Genomic DNA, 13,469 nt, shown 5'->3' on the forward strand with positions numbered 1-13,469 from the left:
GCCGCTATATCAACCAAGTCATCCAACAGAACAAAGGGTTCGATTTGACCTTTGAGGGCTTCTGCGGAAGCGTTCAAACGTCCAATCGGACTTGCTGACACTTTCGATGAAAGTGCAGCTGCTGACATTTTCCCTGAAAATGCAGCGAATTGACATCGTTTAGAGAGAAATATCAACAACACTGTTGGTCGTCCCGAGTGTGGGACAGACCTCAGATAGGTGACGCAGAGCTTGCTTTGCCGACAGCAACCGGATCCGTCATGTTTCCTCAGACGCCCGGATGTTTGCCTGCCTGAAACGACAGTAGTTGTCCAAGTCAAGTACACTAACCCGCATGATCTACCCGATCATGCATTGTGCTTTCTTAAGGTTCAGGACCGACATCCTGAACGCTCCGCCAGCTCTTAGGGCCTCAGGTCCTCAAGTAGCGAAGCGGTAGGACATTAAGAAAGCGCGGGAAAGTATGCTTTTTGGTTCAGAAACAGAAGATGTGGTTGATAACCAGCTTCCGCATCACGACGAAATGCCTTCGGGCATGGCTGTCTCTTTCTGGATCAGATCAAGCGCGAGAAGGGCGTTTGGTGAATGCCTTGGCAGTAAGAGGCGATGAAGGACGTGATACTCTGCGATAAGCTGTGTGGAGCCGAGAATAGGCTTTGATACACGGATTTCCGAATGGGGGAACCCACCTGACAGTTCGATATTGTTACTTCGGTACTCAATATCTTGCTGAACCAGGTACTTAAGACCTGAATACATAGGGTTTTAAGAGCAAACCCGGGGAACTGAAACATCTAAGTACCCGGAGGAAAGGACATCAATTGATACTCCCCTAGTAGCGGCGAGCGAACGGGGACCAGCCGAGCCGGATGAGTGACTAGAACACGTTGGGAAGCGTGGCCATAGCGGGTGACAGCCCCGTATAGGAAGCTTTGACGGACGTATTAAGTAGGGCGGGACACGTGAAATCCTGTCTGAAGATCGGAGGACCACCTTCGAAGGCTAAGTACTCCTTACTGACCGATAGCGAACCAGTACCGTGAGGGAAAGGTGAAAAGCACCCCGACGAGGGGAGTGAAACAGTACCTGAAACCGAACGCCTACAATCAGTTGGAGGCCCCTTGAGGGCTGACAGCGTACCTTTTGTATAATGGGTCATCGACTTGGTCTCACGAGCAAGCTTAAGCCGTTAGGTGTAGGCGCAGCGAAAGCGAGTCTTAATAGGGCGCATGAGTTCGTGGGATCAGACCCGAAACCGAGTGATCTAGGCATGACCAGGCTGAAGGTAAGGTAACACTTACTGGAGGGCCGAACCCACACCTGTTGAAAAAGGTCGGGATGAGTTGTGCCTAGGGGTGAAAGGCCAATCAAACTCGGAGATAGCTGGTTCTCTGCGAAATCTATTTAGGTAGAGCGTCATCCGAATACCCCGGGGGGTAGAGCACTGGATGGGTAATGGGGCCCCACAGGCTTACTGATCCTAACCAAACTCCGAATACCCGGGAGTACTAGATGGCAGACACACTGCGGATGCTAACGTCCGTAGTGGAGAGGGAAACAACCCTGACCTCCGGCTAAGGCCCCTAATTCATGGCTAAGTGGGAAAGCAGGTGGGACGACCAAAACAACCAGGAGGTTGGCTTAGAAGCAGCCATCCTTTAAAGATAGCGTAACAGCTCACTGGTCTAAATAAGTTGTCCTGCGGCGAAGATGTAACGGGGCTCAAGCCATGAGCCGAAGCCGAGGATGCACTTTGTGCATGGTAGCAGAGCGTAGTGTGACATAGTCTCATGTCTCCTTACTTCCTTCGGGAAGATTGGAGACAAGAGGCTTTCGATGAAGCGGGCGCGTGAGCGATCCCGTGGAGAGATCACTAGCGAGAATGATGACATGAGTAGCGACAAAGAGTGTGAGAGACACTCTCGCCGAAAGTCCAAGGGTTCCTGCTTAAAGCTAATCTGAGCAGGGTAAGCCGGCCCCTAAGCCGAGGCCGAAAGGCGTAGGCGATGGGAACCAGGTTAATATTCCTGGGCCAGGAGGATGTGACGGATTGCGACTGTAGTTCAGCCTTATCGGATTGGTTGGGCTGCTGAGCAGTCCCTGGAAATAGCCCTCCATCAGACCGTACCCTAAACCGACACAGGTGGACTGGTAGAGAATACCAAGGCGCTTGAGAGAACGATGTTGAAGGAACTCGGCAAAATACCTCCGTAAGTTCGCGAGAAGGAGGCCCGGGTTCAAGGCAACTTGGATCCGGGGGCACAAACCAGGGGGTGGCGACTGTTTATTAAAAACACAGGGCTCTGCGAAGTCGCAAGACGACGTATAGGGTCTGACGCCTGCCCGGTGCCTGAAGGTTAAAAGGAGGGGTGAGAGCTCCGAATTGAAGCCCAGGTAAACGGCGGCCGTAACTATAACGGTCCTAAGGTAGCGAAATTCCTTGTCGGGTAAGTTCCGACCTGCACGAATGGCGTAACGACTTCCCCGCTGTCTCCAACATCGACTCAGCGAAATTGAATTGCCTGTCAAGATGCAGGCTTCCCGCGGTTAGACGGAAAGACCCCGTGCACCTTTACTACAGCTTCGCACTGGCATCAGGATTGTGATGTGCAGGATAGGTGGTAGGCATCGAAACCGGAACGCCAGTTCCGGTGGAGCCTCCCTTGAGATACCACCCTTCGCACTCTTGATGTCTAACCGCGGTCCGTTATCCGGATCCGGGACCCTGCGTGGCGGGTAGTTTGACTGGGGCGGTCGCCTCCTAAAGCGTAACGGAGGCGCGCGAAGGTTGGCTCAGAGCGGTCGGAAATCGCTCGTTGAGTGCAATGGCAGAAGCCAGCCTGACTGCGAGACTGACAAGTCGAGCAGAGACGAAAGTCGGCCATAGTGATCCGGTGGTCCCGAGTGGAAGGGCCATCGCTCAACGGATAAAAGGTACGCCGGGGATAACAGGCTGATACTGCCCAAGAGTCCATATCGACGGCAGTGTTTGGCACCTCGATGTCGGCTCATCTCATCCTGGGGCTGGAGCAGGTCCCAAGGGTACGGCTGTTCGCCGTTTAAAGAGGTACGTGAGCTGGGTTTAGAACGTCGTGAGACAGTTCGGTCCCTATCTGCCGTGGGTGTAGGATACTTGAGAGGAGTTGCCCCTAGTACGAGAGGACCGGGGTGAACGATCCACTGGTGGACCTGTTATCGTGCCAACGGTAGTGCAGGGTAGCTATGATCGGACAGGATAACCGCTGAAGGCATCTAAGCGGGAAGCCCCCCTCAAAACAAGGTATCCCTGAGGGCCGTGGAAGACCACCACGTCAATAGGCCGGAGATGTAAGTGCAGCAATGCATTCAGTTGACCGGTACTAATCGCCCGATTGGCTTGATCTGATCCAGTAAAAGACAGCCAAAAACCAAAAACGCATACACAAACACTTGGACAACACGTTGATTGACCTTCCGCTTTTGGAAAACCGCCCCGTGACATAACGGGGGTGCGGCAACGGGCATTTGCTTTGCAAATACCCTGCCTGCCGCCAATACCAAAAGCCGAAGGCTTTTGGTATTTACTCGGTTTGGTGGTCATAGCACGAGCAAAACACCCGGTCCCATCCCGAACCCGGAAGTTAAGTGCCGTCGCGCCAATGGTACTTGGGCTTAAGCCCTGGGAGAGTAGGTCACCGCCAAACCTAGTAAATACCAAAACAAAAAACTCTCTAACCGAAAAAAAACGCACGCTACTTGATCCGAAAAAACATCGGTTCAACGACAAAACAAAGTCCTCAAGTAGCAAAGCGGTAGGACAGACAAACTGCCGCGGGATGGAGCAGCCAGGTAGCTCGTCAGGCTCATAACCTGAAGGTCGCAGGTTCAAATCCTGCTCCCGCAACCAAATATCCGAACAAAATAAGATACTTAACGCCACAACCGGGTGGCTTCCGGCGTTTGTAACATTTGAGCAGTGCTACAGCGGTGCTACGCCCCGCAGCAAACAACAGCATCATAAAGCAGGCGCCGAAAACACCAAAACCCGCTGCCAGCCCTCCCTCCGGCGAGGCCTCACTACAAGCACAACGCCTGTTCAACGTCAGTGCTGTCAGCACTGTCAGCCATCCCGATCAGAAACCAAAAAACGCCCGGCCTGGAAAAAGGTCGAGCGCTGGTGCAGTCGGTGCCACGAGGCTTCACGGATTTTGCAACTTGCAAGCATAGGCGATCTCAAGCACCATTCTTGCGCCGGAACAGGTCCAGCTGGAGCTCCAGAAGTCGGGATGGCATCGTTGAATGCGCCTCATAGTACCGCAGGTTCTTGGGGCCAATTCCGTGCTCGGCACTAAAGGAGCCGTCATAGTCATCTACCACATACCGAACGACATAATCGCGCAGTATGCGTTCAAAGCCAGGCGCTATGGGGCCATCGGTCTTCACTAGGTTGAAGTGCAGCCCTCCGTCTCCCAGATGGCCAAAGTCGCAGACTTCGATCATCGGGAAGTCCTTCGCCAACCGCTGGGTCATTTCCGTTCGGAAGGCGATGACCTTGTCCCGTGTGAAACCCAGATCAAAAGCGATCAGAGGTCCGGCCGATTTCACACCTTCCGACAACGCATGGCGCAGTGACCAGATCTCTTCGGGGCGCCCAAACAGTGCATCAGCAATCGGCGCCTCGGTCAGGTGCCAGGCTTCGGCCAGGACTGCCTCAAGAACTTCATCAAGCGGGGTGTCCCAAGGCGCCCTGGTTGGGCGCGACAGTTCAATGAGAAGCGCTGTTGCGGGAATTTCACCGCGCGGGAACGGGTTTTTCAAGGCGCTTGCATGGGCAAATGTATGTACCATCGCGGCGCGCGACATGAACTCGAACGCCGAAAGGAGCGGACCGACCCGGGTTTCAAGGTGGCGCAACAGGGTCAGCATCGCATCATCACTGGCAGGCACCACAATGGCGGTTGCCTGTTCAGTCACGACTGGCTCCAGGTTCAGGATTGCCTCGGTCACCGTGCCAAACCAGCCGGAGGTGCCGATATGTATCTGCTTCCAGTCTGGTCCGGTGTTGTCCTTGCGCACAGGCGAGCCCAGCTCGAGCACCTCTCCGCCCTCGAGCGCGACAGTCAGGCCAAGGACATTGCGCCGCACATCGCCGTAGCGCAGGAAGCGACCGCCCCCGGTATTGGTGGCAACCATACCACCAATCATCGGATCCGAGCCAAGGTCGATCGGGAAGCACAGCCCATGTTCGGCCAACCGGTCGTTGACCTCGGAAAGTCTGAAGCCGGCGCTGACCCGTAAGGATCGGTTTGCCAGATCTAGATCAAAGGTCTCCCGCAGGCGCGACAGGCTGAGAACCGCCGTGGTGCCACTGTCGTCGGGCACAGAGGCCCCAACCAGCCCGGTGTTGCCGGACTGGGGCACGTAGGGTAGGTTTTCTTGTGCGCAGTACCGCAGGCATTCGGCGACCTGGGCAGTTGTTTCCGGCAAGAACACCACTGGGCTTTTGCCTGCCTCACCGCGCACGCCTTGCAGGTACCCTGCCATGTCCCCGGGATCTGACAGGGTTTTGATTTCTGCAGTCAGGCTCATGCGGCGTTCGCGTTCAATTGCTCAAGGCTGGCCTCCAGAGAGGCGGCCTGCATCGCCTCGTAAAGGGCGAATTCATCGGCGACTGTTTTGCCCAAAGCGGCCTCGAGTACAGCTCTGCTGGAGGCTTCTTGCCGGTCGCTACGCGCGTCATCTCCAAGGTTGGATTGGAAGATGCCTGCCGCGCTCACCGGAAGGAAATCCTCATAGATGATGGGGCTGAGGGTCAAGGCGCCTGCGTCGAGCAGGGTTGCCACATCCATCCCCTGCGCTTCACCATCGCCGACGGCATACTTGAAATAGGCCAGTCCCTGATCATGCAGCTCGCGCCAGGTGTCGGGGAACGCAGCGAAGACCTCTTCCAGTTTTGCCACATACTCAGCCGCGTTGGAGCCATCTGCAGCGGGCAGTATCTCTGAGCGGACCTCAGCCAAAAGCCGGTCATAAAGTGCTCGCCCCGTTGGTGTCAGCGCCACGCCGCGCTGTTCAATCTCACCAAAGCGGGCAGTGTGATGCCCCTCTTGCCAGCCATCTGCACAGGGAAACCGTACCGCTTCGTTCAGTGCCTTGAAGGCCGTCTGGCGCAACAGGATCGGGCATGTACGGCGCGGGGGGCCTTCGACGATCGCCTTGGCGGGCAGACCCTTGGCCAACATTGCGGCCTGTGCGGCGTCGATGTCCAGCGTGCGCGGTGTCAGGTGATTGATGTGTGGCCCCTTGAAGGAGACCACATCGGCAATCAGCCGGTGCGCCTTGATCAGATCCTCAAAGGTGTCGCTGTCCACGCAGGCCTCCGGGTGCCAGCGGAAGGTTTCCAGCACCTCGGCTACAAAACGTTTGGCGTCTTCGTCTTCAAGCCCACCCTGTGCTTCGGCCTTTTCGGTGAGGGCGATTGTGCCTTCGGTGAAGATCTGTCGCCGCGCCAGTGTCTCGACCGCCTTTTCCCGCAGGGCTTCGTCTTCAATCAACTCCAGTCGCAAAAGCGAGGTGAACACCCGGAACGGATTTTCGGCCAGCGCATCGCGCCCCACGGGGCGGAAGGCGGTCGAATGCACCGGAACCGAAGCGACCGACAAGTCATAATAGCCGACCGGCTCCATCCCCATCACGGCAAAGACCCGGCCCATCATGGCCAGTTCCTGCGCGGTGCCCAGGCGGATCGCTCCATGGCGCTCGGCGCTGATGCGCGATGTGTCCTCGCCGGGGGTTAGCGCCAGTGCATTGTCCGGTTGCGCCAAAACATCCTTGTTCACACCTTCCACGATTTCGACCAAATCGCCGTATGCGGGCACTTCCTCTCGGTACATGGCCGACATGGCGGCAGAGAAATCAGCGCGGATCTTGCTGGGAGATACTTTCATGTGTCCGTGTCCTTTGGCGGTCAAAGCCGCCCGTTTGTGAAATGGGTCAATGCCGCGCCGACCTCGTAGTAAAGCCCTCTCAGCGCGGCGTGTTTTTCGGGCTGTGCGCCCGTGATTTCAAGGGGCAAATCGCCGTCTCCCAACGCCCAATCGGCTGCCGCTTTGCCAAACAATGTGCCGGGACCGATGCCGCGACCGCTGTAGCCGAAGATAGATATGCCATTATCACCGCGTCGCTGGATGCGGGGCAGATAGGTGCTCGTCATGGCAATGCGCCCGGTCCATTCGCATTCAAAGGGGATGCCCTTCACCTGCGGAAAGAGCCGTGTCAGTTTGCGTGCGGCCCAAGCGCGGTGCACTGTCGCGCCTGCGCCTTCCAGATTGCCAAGGCTCCCGAAGATCATGCGCCCTGCCTGATCTAGCCGGAAAGACGACATGATGAGGGCGGTGTCCCAGCATCCCTCTCCACCTTCCAGAATGCTCTGGCGCAGCTCGGTGGGCAGGGGGGCAGTGGCCAGTTGAAAGTAATGGGCAGGTACGATGGCGTTTGGCTCAGCCCCATCCTTGCCATAGGCATTGGTCGCCTGGATCAGCTTTGCTGCGCGGACCCCACCTTGGGCCGTGCGTATCCTCCAGTGCTGGCCATCTTCGCGGATGTCCAGTGCATTTGAGTCTTCGTAGATTTGTGCGCCAAGCCGTTCCGCGGCGCGCGCCAGACCCTGCACATAAGCCAGCGGCTGGATCGTTCCGGCGCGCCCATCCCACAGTGCGCCATGATAGGCATTGCTCCCGGTGCGCCGTGCCGTTTCAACCGCATCCAACAGTCTGACCGGCGCGCCCCGCGCCATCTGCTGCGCATAGCGCGCCTTAAGATCCTGCAAACCCGCGGCAGAATGTGCACAGTGTAGCGTGCCGTGACGGATCGCTTCGCAGCGGATCTGGTGCTGTTCGATCAGATCAAAGACGGTCGACGGCCCCTCGGCCAAAGCTGCATTCAATCGCGCGCCGGCCTCTTTGCCGAGCTTCTCTTCCACCTGTTCCGGCGGCGTCCAAAGCCCGGCGTTCACCAGTCCGACGTTGCGACCCGAGCCGCCAAAGCCTATGGTGCGAGCCTCAAGCAGTACAACCGACGCGCCCCGTGCAGCCAGATGATAGGCGGCAGAGACGCCGGTGAACCCGCCGCCGATCACGACCACATCCGCAGTGATCGCCTTGGCAAGAGGTGACCACCGAGGTCGGTCAGGGGCCGTGGTTGACCAAAGACTGTTGAGACGCGGCTCCATGGTCAAATCTCGAAGGAAATGCCCTGTGCCAGCGGTAGCTCGCGCGAGTAGTTCACCGTGCTTGTCTGCCGCCGCATGTAGGCACGCCAGGCGTCCGAACCGCTTTCGCGTCCGCCGCCGGTTTCCTTTTCACCGCCAAAGGCCCCGCCGATTTCAGCGCCGGACGGGCCGATGTTCACATTGGCAATCCCACAGTCAGAACCTTGTGCCGACAGGAAGTACTCGGTTTCGCGTACATCGTTAGAAAAGATGCAGGAGGACAGCCCCTGCGGCACTGCATTCTGCATCGCAATGGCCTCATCCAGATCGGTGTACTTCACCACGTAGAGGATCGGCGCGAAGGTTTCGGTGTGCATGATTGCCGATTGGGCGGGCATTTCGACAATGGCTGGGTGGACATAGGCTGCATCGGGGTGCTGATCAGCCAGAGCCTGCCCGCCGCCGTGGATGATACCGCCTTCGCCTCTCGCCTGTGTCAAAGCCTTGTCCATCGCCGTCATCGCGCCCTTGTCGATCAGGGGACCAACCAGTGTGTCGTCCTCCAGCGGGTTGCCAATCGACAGGCCCGCGTAGACCTTGGTCAGGCGGGGGATCAGTTGGTCATAGACATCTTCATGCACGATCAGGCGGCGTAGTGATGTGCAGCGCTGACCTGCGGTACCGACGGCGGAAAAGACGATCGCGCGCACCGCCATTTCGAGATCCGCAGAGGGCGCCACGATCATGGCGTTGTTGCCGCCAAGTTCGAGGATTGTCTTGCCGAGACGTTTGGACATGTCAGCGGCAACCGCCTTGCCCATCGGAACCGAGCCGGTGGCCGATATCAGCGCCACATCGCGCGAGGCTGTCAGCACCTCGCCCAGATCACGCTCACCGATCAGGGTCTGGATCAGCCCATCGGGAGCATCCGCGCCAAAGCGCGCCATCGCCCGCTCGCAGATCCTTTGAATGGCCAGCTGTGTGAGCGGCGTCTTTTCAGAAGGTTTGGCGATGACAGGGTCGCCGCACACGAGGGCAAGCGCCGCATTCCAGCACCAGGGCGCGGCCGGAAAATTGAAAGCTGTGATAATACCGCAGACGCCAAGCGGATGCCAGGTTTCGCGCATTGAATGGCCGGGGCGTTCTGAGGCTATCGTGAGGCCATAAAGCTGACGCGAGAGCCCCACGGCAAAGTCGCAGATGTCGATCATCTCCTGTACTTCGCCAAGGCCTTCCTGGTAGATTTTGCCGCATTCGAGCGTGATGAGACGGCCAAGGTTTTCTTTTTCCTGCCGCAGCTCCTCTCCCAGAATGCGGACCAGCTCACCGCGGCGCGGTGCGGGCACCTTGCGCCAGATGCGGAAGGCTTCAACGGCCTTTGTGATCGCTGCCTCTGCCTCACGCACGCTGTGCATGGGTACGTATGCGATCTCGCTGCCGTCGACGGGTGTCGTCACGGTGAGGGCTCCACCGGTGGTTTCGGCAGGCGTCAGCCCGCAGGCCGTCAGGATATCTTGATAGGTCATGGGAAGGGTCCTTTAGGAGATGTTCAGGGCCGCGACAGCCCGTTTCAGGCGCAGGCACCCGTCCTGGAGGTCACGGCGGGCATAGGCATAAGAAAGGCGGAAATGCCCGGGCAGGCCAAAGGCGCGGCCGGGAACAATGGCAAGACCTGTGAAGGCCAGAACATAGGCGCAGAAATCGGCGTCGGTCTCGAGCAGTTTGCCGTCTGGGGTTTGGCACCCCAGGATGCCCTGACAGGAGGGGAAGACATAAAACGCCCCGTCCGGGGCCGCACATGTGATGCCGGGAATTTCGTTGAGGGCGCTCACCACCATATCCCGGCGGGCGCGAAACTCAGCGGCGCGGCTTGCAATGTGGCGTTGGTCTCCAGTCAGGGCCGCATGGGCGGCGGCCTGCGAGATGGAGCAGGCACCAGAGGTGATTTGCCCCTGTACTGCGGTCATTGCCTTGATCAGCTCGGCAGGTCCAATGCCCCAGCCGACCCGCCAGCCGGTCATTGCATGGGCCTTTGAGACGCCGTTGATGACAAGCGTGCGATCGGCAAGTGCGGGGCAGGCGTGCCGGAAAGACGCAAAAGACCTATAGCAAATCAGACCATAAATCTCATCCGAGGCGATCCAGATGTGGGGGTAACGTTCCAGCACCTGCCCCAAAGCCGCCAGTTCCTCTTTGGAGTAGACAGCGCCGGAGGGATTGGAGGGAGAGTTCAAAAGCAGCCAACGGGTGCGCGGCGTGATCGCAGCTTCAAGCTGCTCAGGCGTCATTTTGAAACCGGCCTCTGCCCCGCAATGCAACAGCACCGTTCTGCCCCCGGACATCGAGATGATGTCAGAATAACTGGTCCAATAGGGCGCGGGTACGATGACCTCGTCATCGCTGTTGAGCGTGGCCAGGAATAGATTTGCAAGCACCTGCTTGGCCCCGGTGGACACAATGACATTTTTGGCTTCGACGCCTGCGCTATCTGCAATCGCGCCGCGCAATTGGGCTGTGCCCGCGGTAGGGGCGTAGCGGGTCTGGCCCGCTTGCATCGCCTCGTGGGCCGCATTGCAGACATGAGGCGGCGTTGGAAAGTCCGGCTCCCCTGTGCTTAATGCCAAAACATCATGACCGTCGGCGCGCATGCGAGCAGCGCCTTCCGAGATCGCAACGATCTCCGAAAGCGCGATTCCATCAAGGCGGTCAGAATTTTTTAGCATTTAGATCTCCAGTCGTACGACGCATTTGACACGGCACGTCCAGACATGAGAAACGCATTTATCTTCTATCTCATGCAAAAAGATCATACCTATGCCGCATCCCAAGCGCTTTCTTCCGCCGATGACGGCCTTGCGGGCGCTCGAGTCATTCGAGCGCACAGGTAGTGTCACCGAAACCGGGCATGAACTTGGGGTGTCCCAGAGTGCCGTGAGCCGACAGCTCAAGGTTATTGAGGAGTATCTTGGAACGACGCTGTTTATCCGGGATAAAAAGAGCATCAGCCTCACTCCTGCCGCGCTCGACTATTGCGCCCAGATCCGCAGTGCGCTCGACAAGATCGGCACCGCCAGTCTGCGGCTGAAGGCAAACCCCGATGGTGGGCAGCTCAATATTGCGATGCTGCCGGCCTGTGGCGTGCGCTGGCTTGCCCCTAAGCTGCCCGACTTTGTCGCCCGCCATCCCGAAGTGACGGTCAATCTCAGCACCCGGCTGAGGCCGTTTGATTTCAATGCAGATCCGTTTCACGGTGCCATCCATTTTGGCGAACGCGACTGGCCAGATGTCTGTTTTCAAGAGTTGATGCAGGAATTTGTCGTGCCTGTTGCCTCTCCCAAACTGGCCGAGACGATGCGCGGCAAACCCCTTTCGGAGGTGTTTTCCCTGCCGCTGCTGCACCTTGATACCCGGCCTGATGCCTGGGAGAAATGGGCCCGGGCGGTCGGGTATGACCTGCATGGGCCGGTTGGCATGCTGTTTGATCAATTCGCGTCCATGATCCAGGCGGCCCTTCACGGCATGGGCGCGGCGTTGGTTCCGACTTATCTGATTGAGCGGGAAGTTGAAGAATTGCGGCTGGTTCCCCTCTGGCCAGAAAGCAAGATCAGCATCGGTTCCTATTATTTCGTCTGGCCAAAGGAAGAGCAGGGCTACCAGCCAAGAGATCTGTTCGTGTCCTGGCTCAAAATCGCCAGAACAATGAAATCTGAAATCACGGTGTAGTCCTTGGTTCGGCTTCAGAATTCCTGAGCCAGAGTTTATCCAAAATCACCGAACATGGGGGCGTGCGTGTCCGTCAATACCCCTACTGGGCAGGCCGGAACGAGCCCATTTTTATGTAAACTAAATCCAAAAAAGTATGCACATATTATGTGCTTCTCCTCTTTTTAACTATTCTCATGCAGCATTTGGGCCTGTGTATGTCAGTCCAACGGAGGTCCAATCATGCTATCTAAGAAACTTATGCTGTCGGCGGTTGCGCTTATAGCGGCTCCCCTATTCGCGTCAGCTGAGCAGGGCGTTACCCCCAATAGTGTCACTTTTGCGCAGGTTGCCGCCTTTGAAGGTCCCGCCGCAGCGCTGGGAACGGGTATGCGACTGGGCATTACCGCTGCCTTTGAAGAGGCCAATGCCGCCGGAGGCGTGCATGGTCGCATGCTGAAACTGGATAGCATGGATGATGGCTATGAGCCCGACCGCTCTGCCGGGCTGGTCAAGGAGGTTGTCGAGGGCAACAATCACATCGGTCTTATTGGTCCGGTGGGCACTCCGACCTCTTCGGCGACACAGCCGATTGCAACCGAGGCAGGCATGCCATTTATCGGCCCCTTTACCGGCGCAGGCTTCCTGCGGGATGCGAGCCTTGGAAATGTCTTTAATGTTCGCGCGACCTATTCCGCCGAAACCGAGGCGTGGATCAATTATCTGGTTGATCAGCAGGGTATGAGTTCGATCGCCCTGTTGTATCAGGACGACGGTTTTGGCCGTGTGGGTCTCAATGGCGTCAATGCAGCCCTGGAAAAGCGTGGCATGTCTCTGGCGGCCGAAGGCACTTACACCCGCAACACGACCGCCGTGAAAAAGGCTCTGCTGGCCATTCGCAAGGCAAAACCCGATGCTGTCGTGATGGTTGGCGCCTATAAACCCGTCGCTGAGTTCATCAAGCTGGCGCGCAAGATGAAGATGGAGTCCACCTTCGTGAACATCTCGTTCGTGGGCTCGGATGCCCTTTCGCGTGAGCTTGGCGATGCAGGTGAAGGCGTGATCATCAGTCAGGTTGTTCCTTTCCCATGGGACGTTTCCATCCCTGTTGTGGCCCAGTACACCGAGGCTCTGAGAGCCGTTGATGCAGAGGCGCAGCCCGGTTTCGTTTCGCTGGAAGGCTACATCGTTGGTCGCCTTGCCATCGAAGGCCTTCAGGCCGCGGGCCAGGAACTGACCCGTGAGAATTTCCTGGCTGCAATGGCCGATCTCAACACCGTGGACCTTGGCGGTCTCGCCATGCAATTCGGTCGCGATGACAATCAGGGAATGGATGATGTCTTCCTTACCCGGATCACCGCTGACGGTGGCTTTGAGCCCATCGTTGCAGGTGGTGGCTCCTGATACTGAATCCGGAGGGCACGGGTATCCGTGCCCTCAGCCTATTCGTCAAAGTGCAGCTTCGCCGCGGGCTGAGCTGGTCGCCAATACAGTACTAAACGGGTGCCTTAATGATTCGCAAAACTGAACCAAATCTGCTGCGTCGTCTGAACCCTCTTTCCAGCATACGAGGGAAAGT

The 13,469-nt window shown here is 57.7% G+C and carries 7 protein-coding genes, 1 tRNA gene and 2 rRNA genes; 5 read left to right on the top strand and 5 right to left on the bottom strand.

Annotated elements, in window-relative coordinates; all coding sequences use genetic code 11:
* The first annotated feature begins 557 nt into the window (after positions 1-557).
* From INS80_RS09900 to INS80_RS09910, 3 genes are all read left to right on the top strand, one after another.
* Positions 558-3,384 (top strand): 23S ribosomal RNA (locus tag INS80_RS09900).
* 184 nt (positions 3,385-3,568) lie between these two features.
* Positions 3,569-3,683: ribosomal RNA gene (rrf, locus tag INS80_RS09905) — 5S ribosomal RNA — on the top strand.
* Positions 3,684-3,809: 126 nt separating this feature from the next.
* A tRNA-Met gene (locus INS80_RS09910) sits at positions 3,810-3,886 on the top strand.
* Between the two features lie 326 nt (positions 3,887-4,212).
* Here INS80_RS09910 and INS80_RS09915 read toward each other — a convergent pair.
* The 5 genes from INS80_RS09915 to INS80_RS09935 are packed head-to-tail and all read right to left on the bottom strand — an operon-like array spanning position 4,213 to position 10,911.
* Complete coding sequence (locus INS80_RS09915) at positions 4,213-5,568, bottom strand: FAD-binding oxidoreductase (RefSeq protein WP_192965471.1); 1,356 nt, start codon at positions 5,566-5,568, stop codon at positions 4,213-4,215.
* On the bottom strand, positions 5,565-6,926 hold the full coding sequence (hglS, locus tag INS80_RS09920; protein WP_192965473.1) for a 2-oxoadipate dioxygenase/decarboxylase HglS: 1,362 nt from the start codon (positions 6,924-6,926) through the stop codon (positions 5,565-5,567). The genes INS80_RS09915 and hglS overlap by 4 nt, the downstream gene beginning before the upstream one ends.
* Before the next feature lie 20 nt (positions 6,927-6,946).
* Positions 6,947-8,209, bottom strand: a complete 1,263-nt coding sequence (locus INS80_RS09925; RefSeq protein WP_192965475.1) for an NAD(P)/FAD-dependent oxidoreductase — start codon at positions 8,207-8,209, stop codon at positions 6,947-6,949.
* 2 nt (positions 8,210-8,211) lie between these two features.
* Positions 8,212-9,714: an L-piperidine-6-carboxylate dehydrogenase gene (gene amaB, locus INS80_RS09930; protein WP_192965477.1), complete on the bottom strand. Its 1,503-nt coding sequence runs from the start codon at positions 9,712-9,714 to the stop codon at positions 8,212-8,214.
* A 12-nt stretch (positions 9,715-9,726) separates the two neighbouring features.
* Positions 9,727-10,911: a pyridoxal phosphate-dependent aminotransferase gene (locus tag INS80_RS09935; RefSeq protein WP_192965478.1), complete on the bottom strand. Its 1,185-nt coding sequence runs from the start codon at positions 10,909-10,911 to the stop codon at positions 9,727-9,729.
* Positions 10,912-11,002: 91 nt separating this feature from the next.
* Here INS80_RS09935 and INS80_RS09940 point away from each other — a divergent pair, with 91 nt between their 5' ends.
* Both INS80_RS09940 and INS80_RS09945 read left to right on the top strand, forming a co-directional pair.
* Complete coding sequence (locus tag INS80_RS09940; protein ID WP_192965479.1) at positions 11,003-11,911, top strand: LysR substrate-binding domain-containing protein; 909 nt, start codon at positions 11,003-11,005, stop codon at positions 11,909-11,911.
* Between the two features lie 222 nt (positions 11,912-12,133).
* A complete protein-coding gene (locus INS80_RS09945; protein WP_192965480.1) occupies positions 12,134-13,294 on the top strand; it encodes an ABC transporter substrate-binding protein in 1,161 nt (386 codons plus the stop codon).
* Positions 13,295-13,469 lie beyond the last annotated feature (175 nt).

The sequence above is a fragment of the Phycobacter azelaicus genome, from assembly GCF_014884385.1.
GTDB lineage: Bacteria > Pseudomonadota > Alphaproteobacteria > Rhodobacterales > Rhodobacteraceae > Phycobacter > Phycobacter azelaicus.

Coding starts and splice junctions, on each gene's coding strand:
- hglS (WP_192965473.1), bottom strand. CDS start 6,926: ATGAAAGTATCTCCCAGCAAGATCCGCGCTGATTTCTCTGCCGCCATG.
- INS80_RS09940 (WP_192965479.1), top strand. CDS start 11,003: ATGCCGCATCCCAAGCGCTTTCTTCCGCCGATGACGGCCTTGCGGGCG.
- INS80_RS09915 (WP_192965471.1), bottom strand. CDS start 5,568: ATGAGCCTGACTGCAGAAATCAAAACCCTGTCAGATCCCGGGGACATG.
- INS80_RS09935 (WP_192965478.1), bottom strand. CDS start 10,911: ATGCTAAAAAATTCTGACCGCCTTGATGGAATCGCGCTTTCGGAGATC.
- amaB (WP_192965477.1), bottom strand. CDS start 9,714: ATGACCTATCAAGATATCCTGACGGCCTGCGGGCTGACGCCTGCCGAA.
- INS80_RS09945 (WP_192965480.1), top strand. CDS start 12,134: ATGCTATCTAAGAAACTTATGCTGTCGGCGGTTGCGCTTATAGCGGCT.
- INS80_RS09925 (WP_192965475.1), bottom strand. CDS start 8,209: ATGGAGCCGCGTCTCAACAGTCTTTGGTCAACCACGGCCCCTGACCGA.